Origin of the sequence: Dokdonella sp. (assembly GCF_035511235.1) — a bacterium.
Classification (GTDB): domain Bacteria; phylum Pseudomonadota; class Gammaproteobacteria; order Xanthomonadales; family Rhodanobacteraceae; genus Dokdonella.
In genome coordinates, this window is record NZ_DATKFQ010000022.1 from 21,844 (window position 1) to 36,926 (window position 15,083).

Below are 15,083 nucleotides of genomic sequence, written 5' to 3' on the forward strand. Positions count from 1 at the left end.
CGCACCGGCGCTTGCGCAGGCCGGGGCGGCACCCCATCTGGTCGGCGACGACGTCCGCGCTGCCGGCCGCGACGGTGCGGCGTCGACTCGTCCCGAATCCGGCCGGGTGGCGAGGGCCTGCTAGAATGCGCGCCCGGCCGGCGCCCCACGTCCGGCCCGCCCGCACCAGGAGTAGATCCCATGTCTGATGTCTTCATCGTCGGCGCCAAGCGCACCGCCATCGGTTCCATGCTCGGCCAGTTCACCGGCGTGCCGACGCCGACCCTGGGCGCCGCCGCGATCCGCGCCGCGCTCGAGCAGTCCGGCGTCGCCGCCGACCAGGTCTCCGAGGTCATCATGGGCTGCGTGCTGCCGGCCAACCTCGGCCAGGCGCCGGCCCGCCAGGCCGCCCTGGCCGCCGGCCTGCCGACCGCCACCGGCTGCACCACGATCAACAAGGTCTGCGGCTCGGGCATGAAGGCGGTGATGCTCGCCCACGACCTGATCAAGGCCGGCTCGGCCAGCATCGTCGTCGCCGGCGGCATGGAGTCGATGACCAATGCGCCGCACATGGTCGGCGCGCGCGGCGGCCTGCGCTACGGCGACGCCAAGCTGGTCGACCACATGGCCTGGGACGGCCTGACCAATCCCTACGACGGTCAGGCGATGGGCGTGTTCGCCGAGGCCACCGCCGACAAGTACGGCTTCACGCGCGAGGAGCAGGACGCCTACGCGATCGAGTCGGTCAGGCGCGCGCAGGCGGCGATCGCCGGCGGCGCGTTCGGCGACGAGATCGTTCCGGTCAAGGTCGCCACGCGCAAGGGCGAGGTCTCGGTCGATACCGACGAGCAGCCCGGCAAGTCCGACATCGCCAAGATCCCGACCCTCAAGCCGGCGTTCCGCAAGGACGGCACGGTGACCGCCGCCAGTTCCTCGAGCATCTCCGACGGCGCCGCGGCGCTGATCGTGGCCGGTGCCGAGGCGGCGCAGGCCGCCGGCGCCACGCCGCTGGCGCGCATCGTCGGTCACGCGACCTCTTCGCAGCAGCCCGAATGGTTCACGACCGCGCCGATCGGCGCGATCAAGAAGCTGCTCGACCAGACCGGCTGGAGCGTCGCCGACGTCGACCTGTTCGAGGTCAACGAAGCGTTCGCGGTGGTCGCGATGGCGCCGATGCGCGAGTTCGGCATTGCGCACGAGAAGCTCAACGTCAACGGCGGCGCCTGCGCCCTCGGCCACCCGATCGGCGCGTCCGGCGCGCGTCTGATCGTCACGCTGCTGCACGCGCTGCGCGCGCGCGGCGGCAAGCGCGGCATCGCCTCGCTGTGCATTGGCGGCGGCGAAGCGACCGCCATCGCGATCGAACTGGTGTGAAGACCGGTTGTAGGCGCGACGCCGGCGTGGCCGGCGTCGCGTGCGGCAAGCCCCGTTGCATCCATCATCCGAGGGAGGATTCGATCATGTCGCTGACCAAGCTGTTGTCCGTTTCGCTGTTGATGCTGACGCTCGCCGCCTGTGGCGACGACGCCCAGAAGCAGGCCCAGCAGGCCGCCGAGGACGCCAAGAAGGCCGCCCACGAAGCCGCGCAGGCGACCAAGGAAGCCGCTGACAAGGCCGCCGTCGCCACCCGCGAGGCCGCCGCCTCGGCCGGTGCCGCCATGTCCGACGCCGCCGACAAGGCCGGCGAGAAGGCCGACAGCGCCTGGGACAAGACCAAGGAGGCCGCCGCGGCCGCCGCCGATGCCACCAAGGACGCCGCGGGCCATGCCGCCGACGCGACCAAGGAGGCCGCATCGGCCACCGGCGAAGCCGTGAAGGAAGGCGCCAAGGAAGCCTGGGACGCGACCAAGGCCGCCGGACGCGAGGTCAAGGCCGGCGCCAAGGAAGTCGGCCATGACATCAAGGACACCGCCAAGGACGCCAAGGACGCCGCCTCCGACGCCGTCAAGAAGGACGGTCACGACTGATCGGATGCGCGGCGCGGCGGCCGCGCGCCGCGCGTCACCGCTGCGATCGCCCGCGACGGCCCGGCCTTGCCGGGCCGTTCGCGTTCAGGGGCCTCGCGATACGCGCCGCGCCGTTGGCACCGCCGGATGGCTGTGCTTTCATGCGCACCACTTCACGCACGGGTCTCGCCATGCCGGCCATCAAGAGCCAGATCGACACGCGCAGCGAGGACTTCCTCGCCAACGCCGCGCAGATGCGCGGCCTGGTCGAGGATCTGGAGGCGACCACCGCGCGCATCGCGCTCGGCGGCGGCGAGGCCGCCCGCGCCAAGCACACCGCGCGCGGCAAGCTGCTGCCGCGCGAGCGCATCCGCGCCCTGCTCGATCCGGGCTCGCCGTTCCTCGAGCTCTCGGCACTGGCCGGCCACGGCCTGTACGAGGACGCCGCGCCCGGCGCCGGCCTGGTCACCGGCATCGGCCGGGTGCACGGCCAGGAAGTGCTGGTCGTCGCCAACGACGCGACCGTCAAGGGCGGCACCTACTTCCCGATGACGGTCAAGAAGCATCTGCGCGCGCAGGAGATCGCGCTCGAGAACCGCCTGCCCTGCGTGTATCTGGTCGATTCCGGCGGCGCGTTCCTGCCGCTGCAGGATGAGGTCTTCCCGGACCGCGAGCACTTCGGCCGGATCTTCTACAACCAGGCGCGCATGAGCAGCCTCGGCATCGCGCAGATCGCGGTCGTGATGGGCTCGTGCACGGCCGGCGGCGCCTACGTGCCGGCGATGAGCGACGAGACCGTGATCGTGCGCGAGCAGGGCACGATCTTCCTCGGCGGTCCGCCACTGGTGAAGGCCGCCACCGGCGAGATCGTCGACGCCGAATCGCTCGGCGGCGCCGACGTGCACACCGCGGTCTCCGGCGTCGCCGACCACTACGCCGAGAACGACGCGCACGCGCTGGCGATCACCCGCGACATCCTGCGCCATCTCAACCGCGTCAAGCGCGTGCCGGCCGCGCTCGCTACGCCGCTTGAGCCGCTGTACGCGTCCGAGGAGCTCTACGGCGTCGTGCCGCGCGACGTGCGCATCCCGTTCGACATCCGCGAGATCATCGCGCGCGTCGTCGACGGCTCGGTGCTCGACGAGTTCAAGGCACGCTACGGCAAGACCCTGGTCACCGGCTTCGCGCACATCCACGGCTATCCGGTCGGCATCGTCGCCAACAACGGCATCCTGTTCTCCGAGTGTGCGCTGAAGGGTGCGCACTTCATCGAGCTGTGCAACCAGCGCGACATCCCGCTGGTGTTCCTGCAGAACATCACCGGCTTCATGGTCGGCCGCAAGTACGAGAACGCCGGCATCGCCAAGGACGGCGCGAAGATGGTCACCGCGGTGGCCTGTTCGCACGTGCCCAAGTTCACCGTCGTCACCGGCGGCAGCTTCGGCGCCGGCAACTACGCGATGTGCGGCCGCGCCTACGGGGCGCGCTTCCTGTGGATGTGGCCGAACGCGCGCATCAGCGTGATGGGCGGCGAACAGGCCGCCTCGGTGCTGGCGACCGTGCGCCGCGACGGCCTCGAGGCGGCCGGCAAGACCTGGCCGCAGGAAGAGGAAGACGCGTTCAAGGCGCCGATCCGCGCCCAGTACGAGCGCCAGGGCCATCCGTACTACGCCAGCGCACGGCTCTGGGACGACGGCATCATCGACCCCGCCGACACCCGCCGCGTGCTCGGCCTGGCGCTGTCGGCCGCGTTCAATGCGCCGGTCGAGCGCGGCCGCTTCGGCGTGTTCCGGATGTAGACCCTGCGCGGCGCGGCCCGACGGCCGTGCCGCCGGCCGCGGCTGGCGGGCAGGCGCCGATTGCCTGCTGCGCAGCGATCGCAGCGCGGGGCACAGGTCCGCGCGATCGGCCGTATGCGCCACAGCGCCGGCCGACATCGCTCGGTCACCGCGCCGTCACGGCTTCTTCATCGGCGCGACCTAGGCTGCGCGCATCGCCAACGCGACGCCGCTTCGCGTCGCGGCACCCAGCCGAGGATGCCCGCCTTGTCCCTTCTCCGCCGCCTGCTGCCGGGCCTGATCCTGGCCGCACTGCCCGTATTCGTCCATGCCCACGGCGAAGCCGTCTCGATCCCCAGCGTCGCCGCGCGCGACGTGCCGCGCGCGCTGGCCGTGCGCGGCGAGCTCGGCGCACCGCCGCGCGGCGTAGTCGAGCTCAAGTTCGGCGAGCTGTTCCGCATGCCGGTCGGCCCGCTCGGACTCGAGCCGAGCGACAAGCTCGCCGCGCTCGACGGCCGGCGCGTGCGCATGGTCGGCTACGTCGTGCCGCTGTATCCGCCGGCCGAGGATCGTTTCCTGCTGTCGCCGCTGGCCGTCGACATCGGCCACGAGGACGAGAGCCTGGCCGACAATATTCCGCCGTCGGCGGTCATGGTCCGTCTGCCCGAATCGGCCGGCGCGACGATTCCGCGCATTCCCGGCCTGGTCCAGCTCACCGGCACGCTCAGCGTCGGCAGCCGCGAGGACGCGGCCAGCGGCCGGGTGTCCTCGGTGCAACTGACGCTCGACGCGCCGGTCACGCGCGCCCTGCGCCGCCTCAGCCGCGAAGCGGCACGCAGCGCGCAGACGCCGCCTCATCGCCACTGACGAACCGGCTGCGACGGAGCGCGGCCGCCTGCCCTCTTCCCACCCAGGAGTAGCCCCATGTCCTTCGTGTCCCGATCCGGTCGCGGCCTGCCGCTGCTGACCGCCGCGGTTCTCGGCCTTCTCGCCGGCGACGCGTTCGCCGCGCGCATTTCGCGGCTGACGCCGCCGAGCGAGCTGTTCGCGAGCGGCGAAGAAAGTCCGGTCATCGCGCGCTTCCTGCCCGGCCAGCGCTTCGACCTGCAGATGACGATCGAGCCCGATCCGGGCCGCACGATCGTCTCGTTCGACTTCATCGTCGACGACCAGAGCACGCTGCGCCCGTTCTGGGTCGACGGCGAGCTGATCCACGATCCGCGCGCGACGCTGACCAGCACGATCACCGAGACCGGCCCGGCCGCGACCTGCATCGCCGCCTCGGGCCGCACGACCGGCGCCTCGGGCTGCACGCTGGTCGCCGGCCTGGCCGGCAATGCGACCGTGATCTCGCGCCGCGCCTACTCCAACAGCCGCGCCGGCGTGCACACGCTGCGTGCGATCGCACGTCAGGACGACGGCACCACGATCACCGCGACCGGCAACTTCGAGATCGTCGGCATCGACGCCGAATCGGGCCAGGTCGCCAAGAACATCGTGATCTTCCTCGGCGACGGCATGGGCGCCGCGCACCGCACCGCCGCCCGCATCGTGTCGCGCGGCTATGCGCAGGGCAAGGCCAAGGGCCTGCTCGCGATGGACACGTTCCCGAACACCGGCATGGTCATGACCGCATCGCTGAACTCGATCGTCACCGACTCGGCGCCCGGCATGCAGAACTACGTGACCGGCAACAAGGCCAACAACAACGAGGAAGGCGTCTGGCCGGACGACACCCGCGACGCGTTCGACAATCCGCGCTACGAATACCTGTCCGAGTACCTGCACAACCTGCAGGGCAAGTCGCTCGGCGTGGTCACCACCGCCGACGTGTTCGACGCGACGCCGGCCTCGATGGCGATCCACACCTCGGCGCGCGGCAACGGCACCGGCATCGTCGACCAGTTCTTCGACGACCGCGACCAGAGCGGCCTGGCCGTGCTGCTCGGCGGCGGCCGCAAGTGGTTCCTGCCGAACCCGTCCGACAGCACCAGCCCGCAGCCGGTCAACGGCTCGCAGCGCCGCAAGTCCAACGACTACGTGCTCGGCGACGACATCGTCAACGGCTGGGGCGTCGCGCGCGGTGCGCTCGATCCGGAGCGCGACCTGATCGCCGAGTTCCGCGACGCCGGCTTCCGCTACGCGGCCGACAAGTCCGGGCTGGATGCCGCATTCAACGCCGGCACGCCGGACAAGCTGCTCGGCCTGTTCTCGTACTCGAACATGAACGTGGCCTACGACAAGATCGCCGGCCGCCGCGGCGACACCGCCGTGGTCGACGCGTTCGGGTTTCCGGACCAGCCGATGCTCGACGAAATGACCGACGCCGCGCTGAAGGTGCTCTCGAAGAACCCGAACGGCTTCGTCGCGCTGATCGAAGGCGCCTCGATCGACAAGCAGGCGCATCTGATGGACACCGACCGCTGGACGCTCGAGGTCATCGAGCTGGACCGCGCGATCGCGGTCGCCAAGCGCTTCGCCGAGCGCAACCCCGACACCCTGGTCCTGGTCACGGCCGACCATGAGTGCTCGGGCGCCGCGATCATCGGCGCGGCGACGGTCAGCGCGGCCACGCTCGAGGCCGATCCGGACGCCGGCAAGGGCGTGGTCGGCATCTACGAGGCGGCCAGGTTCCCGAAGTACACGATGGCAGAGGACGGCTATCCGGAAACCACGCACGTCGACGGCAAGATGCTGATCGGCTACGGCGCCAACGCCGACCGCTACGAGACCTGGCTGCCGAGCCGCTTCCCGACGCGCGACACGCAGCAGCCGTTCCCGCCGTCGCAGTCGCCGGCCAACCCCAGCGTCCGCAACGAAGGCGCCGGCTATCTGGTCACCGGCCAGGTCCCGGGCGACCAGGCCGCGCACACCGCGACCGACATTCCGCTGTCGGCCTATGGCCGCGGCGCGCACCACTTCAACGGCGTGTTCGACAACACCGACGTGTTCTTCAAGATCGGCCAGATCGCGGTCGGCGGCGCCGACTGATCGAACCCGATCGCGGCACCGGCTGCTCGGTCCGCGTTACGTCTTGCAGCAGGACACGGACGTCCGACCACCAAACGACGCCGGGGCCTTCGGGCCCCGGCGTTTTTCGTTTTCACTTCGACTCAATGTTGTGCTACTTCGGCGTCCATTCGTGCCTGCGCCGATCTGAACTGCGATCAAAGAGGCATCTGAAGTACAAGAAAAACTAGATCAAGAGCTTCCGCTCGCTGCGCGAGCGGGTGACTTTTTTGCGGACCGCCATCCCTGGCGTCCGCCCTCCGGGCCGTCGCTATCGCGACGTCAAGAATGTTCTCCCGGACATTCTTTCTTGGAAAAAGTCACCAAAACCGCCTGCGCTGACGCGAGCCGATGCGGCTGCGCCGCATCGGTGCCCTGCGCTTCTCGGTCGCCCAGGCACGCTGCCCCAACTCGCTGGCGCTCAGACACGGGGCAGCTCTTCGGCCTGGCCGACCTGCGATGCTCGGCTCGCTTTAGGCGCACAACGTCAAAAGCTGAAAGCGACGGCAAGAGCGGGGTTGGAGCAACGACAGCCCAAAACACCAGGCGAAATCCGGACTAGAAAGACCGGCGACACGCCGGTCACTCGATCAGCACGACCTCTTCGGCCGAGGTCGGATGGATCGCGATCGTCGCGTCGAAGTCGGCCTTGCGCGCGCCCATCTTCACGGCGACGGCGAAGCCTTGCAGCAGCTCGTCGGCACCGAGGCCGAGCACGTGCAGGCCGACGATGCGCTCGTCCTCGCCGACGCAAACCAGCTTGACGAAGCTGCGCGCCTCGTCGCCGGCCAGCGCCGTCAGCATCGGGCGGAACGCGGTGCTGTAGACCTTCACGGCCGCGTCGCCGTGGCGCTCGCGCGCGGCGGCCTCGGTCAGGCCGACCGAGCCGAGCGGCGGGTGCGAGAAGATCACGGTCGGCACGTCGGCTGCGTCGAGCCGGCATTCGGGCCGCCCCCCGAACAGGCGGTCGGCCAGCGCGCGGCCGGCCGCGATCGCGACTGGCGTCAGCGCCGGTGCGGTGGTGACGTCGCCGACCGCATGGATGCCCGGCACGCCGGTGCGCTGGCGATCGTCGACGATGATGCGGCCTTGCGCGTCGCAGGCGACGCCGGCGGTGGCGAGATTCAACGATCGCGTATCGGGACGCCGGCCGATCGCCCAGATCAGCGTGTCCGTGCGCAGCTCGCGGCCGTCGGCGGCGGCGATGCGCGCCTCGCCTTCCTGCATCGACGCGCCGACCGTATCGAAGCCGGCCTCGATGGCGATGCCGTCGGCCTGGTACAGACCGGCCAGCCGGCGCGCGACCTCCTCGTCGAACGATCCGAGCAGGCGATTGCCGCGGATCAGCAGATGGACCTCGGAACCGAGCGCATGCAGGACGCCGGCGAGTTCGACGGCGACGTAGCCGTTGCCGACGATCGCGACGCGGCGCGGCTGCTGCCGCAGCGCGAAGAAACCGTCGGAGTCGATGCCGACGCCGTCCGCGAACGCGGGCCGCAGCGGCCGAGAACCGGTCGCGACGACGATCTGCGGCGCCTCCAGCGTGCGATCGCCGGCGGCGATGCGGCCGGCATCGACGAAGCGGCCGGCAGCCGGCACCCAGTCGATGCCGAGCGCGTCGATGCGCTCACGGTAGCCGGCATGGATCGCCTCGATGTAGCGCTGGCGATGAGCGACGAAGGCGGCCCAGTCGAAGCCGACCGCGCAGCGCTCGAAGCCGAGGCGCGCGGCGATGCGGCCGGACTCGGCGAGATTGGACGCCAGCCACATCGCCTTCTTCGGCACGCAGCCGACGTTGACGCAGGTGCCGCCGAGCACGCCCGGCTCGACCAGGGCCACGCGCGCACCGTAGCGCGCGGCGCGTATCGCCGAGGCGAGGCCGCCGGAACCGGCGCCGAGCACGATCAGATCATGAGTGGACATACGCAGGCTCGCCGGTCGCTCGTCGACCGGCAAGGTTCGGGGATGTCCAGCGCATGTGCAAGCGAAGCGCCCCCTGCTTCGGCCCGGCCGCACCAAGCGCGCAGCTCGATGCCCTCGGCGAGCGGCCGGCGTCTTCGCACGATCCCGCCGCGATCGCGCCGGGCCGCCCGCTACCGCCGGCCTGCGATCAGGCGTCGGCGCGTGCGCGCTCGACGCCGGCCAGGATCTCGCGGCGCGCTTCCTCGGCGCCGACCCAGCCCTCGACCTTGACCCACTTGCCCTTCTCCAGATCCTTGTAGTGCTCGAAGAAGTGGCCGATCCGCTCCAGCCAGTGGCCCGAGACCTGGTCGATCGTGTCGACGTGGGCATAGCCGGCGAAGACCTTCGACACCGGCACCGCGATCAGCTTCTCGTCGCCGCCGGCCTCGTCGGTCATCTTCAGCATGCCGACCGGCTTGCAGCGGATCACCGAGCCCGGCACCAGCGGCAGCGGCAGGATCACCAGCACGTCGAGCGGATCGCCGTCGCCGCCGAGCGTGCCCGGGATGTAGCCGTAGTTGCACGGATAGCGCATCGGCGTGGACAGCACGCGATCGACGAAGATCGCGCCGGTGGACTTGTCGACCTCGTACTTGACCGGCTCGGAATCCTTCGGGATTTCGATGACCACGTTGATTTCATTCGGTACGTCGCGACCGGCCGGGACCAGTTCGAGCGCCATGCGGGACTCTCCTCGTGCTGCGTTTTCGTCGATGCACCGCCGTCGTCGGCGGGCGCGCAAGGATACGGCAAACCCTGCTGCGCCGCAGCATATGTCGGCATCGATTTGGACGGCCAAGCGTGTCGCGTTGCCGCATGCGCGGCGCGGATCAGGCCGCGTCGCCGGTCTCGGCCAGCAGCAGCACGTCCTCGCCGTCGACGCGGATCGGCGCAGCGACCAGGCCACCGCCGCCGGGGCCGGCGCGGCAGCGTCCGTCCTCGACCGCGAACGTCGCGCCGTGGGCCGCGCAGACCAGCAGGCCGTCCTTGACCAGGAAACGGCCCGGCGACCAGTCGAGGTTGCGGCCGGCATGCGGGCATTCGTTGTAGTACGCGTACACCTCGCGGCCACGGCGCAGCACGATCAGGTCGAAGAACGGGGCATCGGGGCGCGTCGCCGCGCCGATCGCGCCGCCGTCGGGAACGTCGTCGATCGCGCAGAGGCGGCGGGGCGGTGGCGTCGGCATGGGGCGTCCGGGAGTGCGCATTCGGCGCGGCCGCGCGCGTCCGAACGCGCCGACCGGGACGGCCGGCACTTGCGCGGGCCGCCGGGTGTCCCAAAATCGCCAGGAACGCCTGCCTCGGCAGGCGCGTCCATTCTGTCACAGGCGAACGGCACGATGTTCTACTGGAAACTCCCGCGCATGCACAATCCGCTGCTGCGCATCCTGGCGATGGCGGCGGGCCTGGTGATCATGGCGGCGCTGCTGACGCTGGGCCTGGCGGTGATCGCGGTGCTGGCGGTCGGCGCGGTGATCATGCTCGCGGTCAACGCGTTCCGGTCGCGCCCGGTGGCCCGCGCGGCACGTCCCGCCGCAGCCAAGCCCGGCGTGATCGAGGGCGAGTTCCGGGTCCTGCACGAAACCACGCGCAAGTCCTGAGCGGCCGCGCGCAAGCGGCCCCGCCGGCGGCGATTGCCGGCCGCTCGGCTTCCGGCAGCGGAAGCCGGCCTTCACCCGGCCGAGTCGCGGCCGGTCTCCCCAGCCAATCCCGATCCCGACCGTTACCGCCTGGCAGATGCCGAGCGCGCATCCGGCCGGTCCGGCGCCGTGATCGGGCGGTTCCGCGCGATGGCGGGTTTGCGCGCGGAGCGTCGCGTTCTGACAATGTGATCAGGTTCACGACATCCGCCGATCGGGAAATGCTAGCCGGCCACCTGCCCGATCGCGCAGCAACGGCGCGGGATAGGTATCATTCAGCGGATATGGCACGCGATTCGCTAGGCACCGAGCCCGGCCCCCTACCGGTGCTCGCAGATGCACATCGACAACCCGCGGTTTCCGCACCCGGTCGGCCTGCCGGCGGGGCAGGATGCCCCGTACGCCGAATCCGGCAGAGGACGCTGGATGCTGCGCTTCCTGCGTGACCAGGCCAATCGCTGGCTGATCGCGCTCGCCACCGGCGAGGGCCTGCTGCTGGCCGGCTCGCTGTGGCTGGCGATGCGGATCCGCTACTGGTACGACCACGAATGGCTCAGCGAGTACTCGGGCGGCTTCATGCTGCGCTCGCTGGTGTTCGGCGCCGTGATCGTGCTAGCGATGGCGGCGCTCGGCCTGTACCAGCCGCGCATGCGCGAACGCCTGTTCGGCGTGCTCGCGCGCCAGGCGATCGGCTTCCTGCTCGGCGGCATCGGGCTGGCCCTGCTCTACTACGTGGTGCCGCACCTGTACATCGGCCGCGGCGTCGCCGGTATCGGCATGCTGATCGGCTTCGTCGCGGTCGCCACGTTCCGCGCCGCGTTCATGCGCCTGATCGACGTGGAGGCGCTCAAGCGCCGCGTGCTGGTCCTCGGCAGCGGCCGGCGCGCCTCGATGATTTCCTCGCGCATGCGCCGCCGCGTCGACCGGCGCGGCTTCGCGGTGGTCGGCTTCCTGCCGATGGAAGGCGAGACGCCGAGCGTGCCGGCCGACACCCTGCTGCGTCCCGGCACGCCGCTGTCGGACTTCGTGCGGCAGCGCCAGATCGCCGAGATCGTCGTCGGCTCGGACGACCGCCGCGGCTCGCTGCCGATGGCCGAGCTGCTCGAGTGCAAGCAGAACGGCATCATGATCACCGACCTGCCGACCTTCTTCGAGCGCGAACTGGGCAAGGTCCAGCTCGACCTGGTCGACCCGTCCTGGCTGGTGTTCTCCGACGGCTTCAACGCCTCGCCGCTGCGCCGCTTCTCCAAGCGCGTGTTCGACGTCGTCGCAGCGCTGATGGTGCTGATCCCGATGTCGCCGTTCATGCTGCTGACGGCGCTGGCGATCCGCATCGAGTCGGGCTGGCGCGCGCCGGTGCTGTACCGGCAGGAGCGCGTCGGCGAGCGCGGCCAGGTGTTCTCGCTGGCCAAATTCCGCAGCATGCGTCCGGACGCCGAGAAGAACGGCGTGGCGGTATGGGCCGCCAAGAACGACGACCGCGTGACCCGGGTCGGCCGTTTCATCCGCAAGACGCGCCTGGACGAGCTGCCGCAGCTGTGGAACATCCTGCGCGGCGACATGAGCCTGATCGGTCCGCGGCCGGAACGGCCGCAGTTCGTCGACGAGCTGGCCAAGAAGATCCGCTACTACCAGCTGCGCCATTGCGTGAAGCCCGGCCTGGCCGGCTGGGCGCAGCTGAACTTTCCGTACGGCGCGACCGAAGAGGACGCTGCCGAGAAGCTCAAGTACGACCTGTTCTACGTCAAGAATCACAACCTCCTGCTCGATGCGGCAATCCTGCTGCAGACGCTGGAGGTGGTGCTGTTCGGCCGCGGGGCGCGCTGAGCCGGTATGTGAAGGGAACCCGTTCCGGCCGCGAGACGGCGGCCGGCGACGGCTCGATTCGATTTCATCGCAAGGGGTAGTCCATGCACATCCTACCGATGCCCGGGCGGTCCGGCGGACCCGCGGCGCGGCGGCGCGCACCGGTGGCGGGCCGCGCGCTGCGCCTGGCTGGCGCGACCGGCCTCGCGCTGGCGGCCGCGCTGGCGCTGGCGGCCGACGATGCCGGTCATGCCGCGCCGGCCGGCGCCGACACCTACCAGGTGACGCGCCACGCGATCGCCGGCGGCGGCACCGCCCGCGCGCACAGCGCCTGCTTCGATCTGGCCGGCACGATCGGTCAGCCGGTCACCGGCGTCTCGAGCGGCGGCGACTTCATCGTGACGTCGGGCTTCTGGACCGGCGTGCGTCTCGACGATTCCATCCTACGCACCAGTTTCGAGGACTGCGATCCATGAAGATCTTCCGGCATTTCCTGATCGGCCTGCTGCTGCTCGTCGCCGGCTCGGCCGCGGCCCAGGTCGCCCAGCTCCCCGACTTCACGTACCAGGGCCTGCTGATGCGCGAAGGCCAGCCGGCCAACGGCCCCTACGACCTTGCGTTCGCGCTGTACGACGCGCAGACCGGCGGCCAGCAGATCGGCACGACGCAGACCGAGCCGCAGTTCCCGGTCGCCAACGGCGTCTTCACGGTGAGCCTGGCGTTCCCGGGCGCGTTCACCGGCACCCAGCTGTGGCTGGAGGTGCGTGTCAACGGCCAGCCGCTGCTGCCGCGCCAGGCCGTCGCGACGACGCCGGTCGCGCAGTACGCGCTGAGCGGCAATCCCGGCCCGGCTGGTCCGCAGGGTCCGCAAGGTCCGGCCGGCCCCACCGGGCCGGCTGGCGCCACCGGTGCCACGGGCGCGCAAGGACCCGCAGGTCCGGCGGGTGCGACCGGCCCGCAAGGTCCGCAGGGACCGGCCGGCGCCACCGGCGCGACGGGTGCCACCGGCGATGCCGGCCCGCAAGGCCCGGCTGGTCCGGCCGGCGCACAAGGTCCGGAAGGTCCCGCAGGCCCGGCCGGCGCGACTGGCGCACAGGGTCCGGCCGGCCCCGCCGGTCCGGCCGGCGGCAGCTTCGCCGATGCGCCGGCCGACGGCACGCTCTACGCGCGCCGCAACAACGCCTGGGCCGCCGTGACCGGCGGCGGCGTGCCGAGCCTGTACGACGCGATCATGGCCGACACGCCGACGCTGTACTACCCGCTCGACGAGGCCGCCGGCAGCACGTCGTTCGCCGACCACGGCCCGGGCCATCACGATGCGACGATCTCCGGCGCCGCGATCACGATCGCGCCGGGCTGGAGCCGGCTGATGCCGACCAGCGACGCCAGCCACGTGCGCCTCGGCGAAGGCAACGGCAAGGCGATCGCCAGCGGCAATCCGACCGGCACGCCGACGCCGAGCGGCTCGCTGACGGTCGAGGCCGTGGTCAGCGTCCACACGATGGGCTCGGGCCATCAGCCGATCCTCTACATCGGCGACGCCGGCGTCGATCCGTTCCTGAGCTTCGGCGTGATCGGCCTGCAGCCGCGCATCCAGGTCGGCAGCGGCGCGCGCGTGGACCTGTCCGGCCTCAACGCCGGCCGCACCTACCATCTGGCCGCCGTGCTCGACGCGACCACCGCGCAGGTGCGCATCTACATCAACGGCCATCTGCTGCAGATCCAGACGCTGTTCGGCTACGCCGGCACGCTGACCGCGCCGAACATCTACGTCGCGTCCGAGCCGAACGCCGATCGGCCGTTCGTCTATTCGACGCTCGGCCACGTCGCGCTGTTCTACGGCCAGGCGCTGTCGATCGACCGCATCGCCGAGCATGCCAAGGCGGCCGGTCTGTACGGCTACTGATCGCAGGCCGGGGCGGGCCACACGGCCCGCCTCCAGGCGCATCTCCGCGCCGCACCGCAATTCTCGCCTGCGCCGATCGGCGGCTGAGCGCGGCGATCCGCGCGGGCGCTGCGGCGCCCTCCACGAATGCCGGCCCGGCCGCCGTCAGCGCGCGCGTCCGAGCAGCCGTGCGGCCTGCCGCCGCGCCGCCAGCGGCAGCAGGGCCAGCGCCTGCCGGCGCAGCAGCGGATCGTCGCTGGCCCGCCAGGCGCGCCGCGCGTAGTCCCAGGTCTCGCCCCAGCGTCCCGCATAGAGCGTGCCGCGTGCGCTGCGCAGGTAGGCCGCGGCGAGCGCGCGCCCGCGGATGTCGGACGGGACGCGATCGCCGGCCGCCTCGGCCGCGCGCTCGATGACGGTCGCATAGTCCCGATAGGTCTGCGCCAGCGCCGACAGGCCGTCGTGGCCGCGCATCGCGGTCGCCAGCACCGCGTCGACGACGCCGATCTGCCAGTCGCGCGCGACGCGCAGATGGAAGTCCAGATCCTCGGCCGTGCGCAGCGACTCGTCGAAGCCGCCGGTCCGCTCGAACACCTCGCGGCGGAACAGGGCCGAGACCGGCGCCAGCGCCGGCTCGAGCAGCACCCACTTCAGTACCCAGCCGTCTTCGGGCGTCAGCCGGCGCCGCTCGAGGCGATCGACCGGACGCCGCTCGGCATCGGTGCGCGCGACGTCGCACAGCACCATGCCGAAATCCGGATGCGCGTCCAGCCATTCGACCTGGCGTGCGGTCTTCTCGGGCAGCCATTCGTCGTCGCTGTCGAGCAGCGCCAGATAGCGGCCGCGTGCCAGCGCAAGCCCGCGATTGCGCGCGGCCGATACGCCGGCATTGGCCTGCCGCACGTAGACGATGCGATCGCCGAACGCGCTGCGCAGGGCGGCCTCGGTGCCGTCGCTCGAGCCGTCGTCGACGACGATGATCTCATCGACCGGCATCGTCTGCGCGAGCACCGTGCCGACCGCGTGCACGACGAGTTCGCGCCGGTTGTATGTCGGTATGATGGCCGAAACCACCGGGCCC

General features: G+C 71.2%; 13 protein-coding genes. 9 read left to right on the forward strand and 4 right to left on the reverse strand.

What is annotated here, in order from left to right; genetic code table 11:
• The first annotated feature begins 180 nt into the window (after nt 1–180).
• The 5 genes from VMR06_RS10430 (at nt 181) to VMR06_RS10450 (ending at nt 6,694) form a co-directional block, all read left to right on the forward strand.
• Nucleotides 181–1,353 carry a thiolase family protein gene (locus VMR06_RS10430; protein WP_325375951.1) on the forward strand — a complete coding sequence of 391 codons (1,173 nt, stop codon included), beginning with the start codon at nt 181–183 and terminating at the stop codon, nt 1,351–1,353.
• 26 nt (nt 1,354–1,379) lie between these two features.
• Nucleotides 1,380–1,946 carry a hypothetical protein gene (locus VMR06_RS10435; protein ID WP_325375953.1) on the forward strand — a complete coding sequence of 189 codons (567 nt, stop codon included), beginning with the start codon at nt 1,380–1,382 and terminating at the stop codon, nt 1,944–1,946.
• 170 nt (nt 1,947–2,116) lie between these two features.
• Nucleotides 2,117–3,724: a carboxyl transferase domain-containing protein gene (locus VMR06_RS10440; protein ID WP_325375956.1), complete on the forward strand. Its 1,608-nt coding sequence runs from the start codon at nt 2,117–2,119 to the stop codon at nt 3,722–3,724.
• A gap of 246 nt (nt 3,725–3,970) precedes the next feature.
• On the forward strand, nt 3,971–4,570 hold the full coding sequence (locus VMR06_RS10445; protein ID WP_325375958.1) for a hypothetical protein: 600 nt from the start codon (nt 3,971–3,973) through the stop codon (nt 4,568–4,570).
• 57 nt (nt 4,571–4,627) lie between these two features.
• Nucleotides 4,628–6,694, forward strand: coding sequence for an alkaline phosphatase (locus tag VMR06_RS10450; protein ID WP_325375960.1), 2,067 nt, complete (start codon nt 4,628–4,630; stop codon nt 6,692–6,694).
• Nucleotides 6,695–7,294: 600 nt separating this feature from the next.
• Here VMR06_RS10450 and gorA read toward each other — a convergent pair.
• The 3 genes from gorA to VMR06_RS10465 all read right to left on the reverse strand — a co-directional run bounded on the left by gorA (nt 7,295) and on the right by VMR06_RS10465 (nt 9,861).
• Complete coding sequence (gene gorA, locus VMR06_RS10455) at nt 7,295–8,635, reverse strand: glutathione-disulfide reductase (protein ID WP_325375962.1); 1,341 nt, start codon at nt 8,633–8,635, stop codon at nt 7,295–7,297.
• 187 nt (nt 8,636–8,822) lie between these two features.
• On the reverse strand, nt 8,823–9,356 hold the full coding sequence (ppa, locus tag VMR06_RS10460) for an inorganic diphosphatase (protein WP_325375964.1): 534 nt from the start codon (nt 9,354–9,356) through the stop codon (nt 8,823–8,825).
• A gap of 148 nt (nt 9,357–9,504) precedes the next feature.
• Complete coding sequence (locus VMR06_RS10465; protein WP_325375966.1) at nt 9,505–9,861, reverse strand: Rieske (2Fe-2S) protein; 357 nt, start codon at nt 9,859–9,861, stop codon at nt 9,505–9,507.
• A gap of 177 nt (nt 9,862–10,038) precedes the next feature.
• Here VMR06_RS10465 and VMR06_RS10470 point away from each other — a divergent pair, with 177 nt between their 5' ends.
• The 4 genes from VMR06_RS10470 (at nt 10,039) to VMR06_RS10485 (ending at nt 14,026) form a co-directional block, all read left to right on the forward strand.
• Nucleotides 10,039–10,275 carry a hypothetical protein gene (locus VMR06_RS10470; RefSeq protein WP_325375968.1) on the forward strand — a complete coding sequence of 79 codons (237 nt, stop codon included), beginning with the start codon at nt 10,039–10,041 and terminating at the stop codon, nt 10,273–10,275.
• Between the two features lie 375 nt (nt 10,276–10,650).
• Nucleotides 10,651–12,141 (forward strand): TIGR03013 family XrtA/PEP-CTERM system glycosyltransferase, encoded by a 1,491-nt coding sequence (locus VMR06_RS10475; protein WP_325375970.1) that lies wholly within the window; start codon nt 10,651–10,653, stop codon nt 12,139–12,141.
• 83 nt (nt 12,142–12,224) lie between these two features.
• The gene (locus tag VMR06_RS10480; RefSeq protein WP_325375972.1) at nt 12,225–12,596 is read left to right on the forward strand and encodes a hypothetical protein; all 372 of its coding nucleotides are present in this window, start codon (nt 12,225–12,227) and stop codon (nt 12,594–12,596) included.
• A complete protein-coding gene (locus tag VMR06_RS10485) occupies nt 12,593–14,026 on the forward strand; it encodes a LamG-like jellyroll fold domain-containing protein (RefSeq protein ID WP_325375974.1) in 1,434 nt (477 codons plus the stop codon). Before VMR06_RS10480 ends, VMR06_RS10485 begins: the two co-directional genes overlap by 4 nt.
• A gap of 144 nt (nt 14,027–14,170) precedes the next feature.
• Here VMR06_RS10485 and VMR06_RS10490 read toward each other — a convergent pair whose 3' ends face one another.
• Nucleotides 14,171–15,076 carry a glycosyltransferase gene (locus VMR06_RS10490; RefSeq protein WP_325375976.1) on the reverse strand — a complete coding sequence of 302 codons (906 nt, stop codon included), beginning with the start codon at nt 15,074–15,076 and terminating at the stop codon, nt 14,171–14,173.
• Nucleotides 15,077–15,083 lie beyond the last annotated feature (7 nt).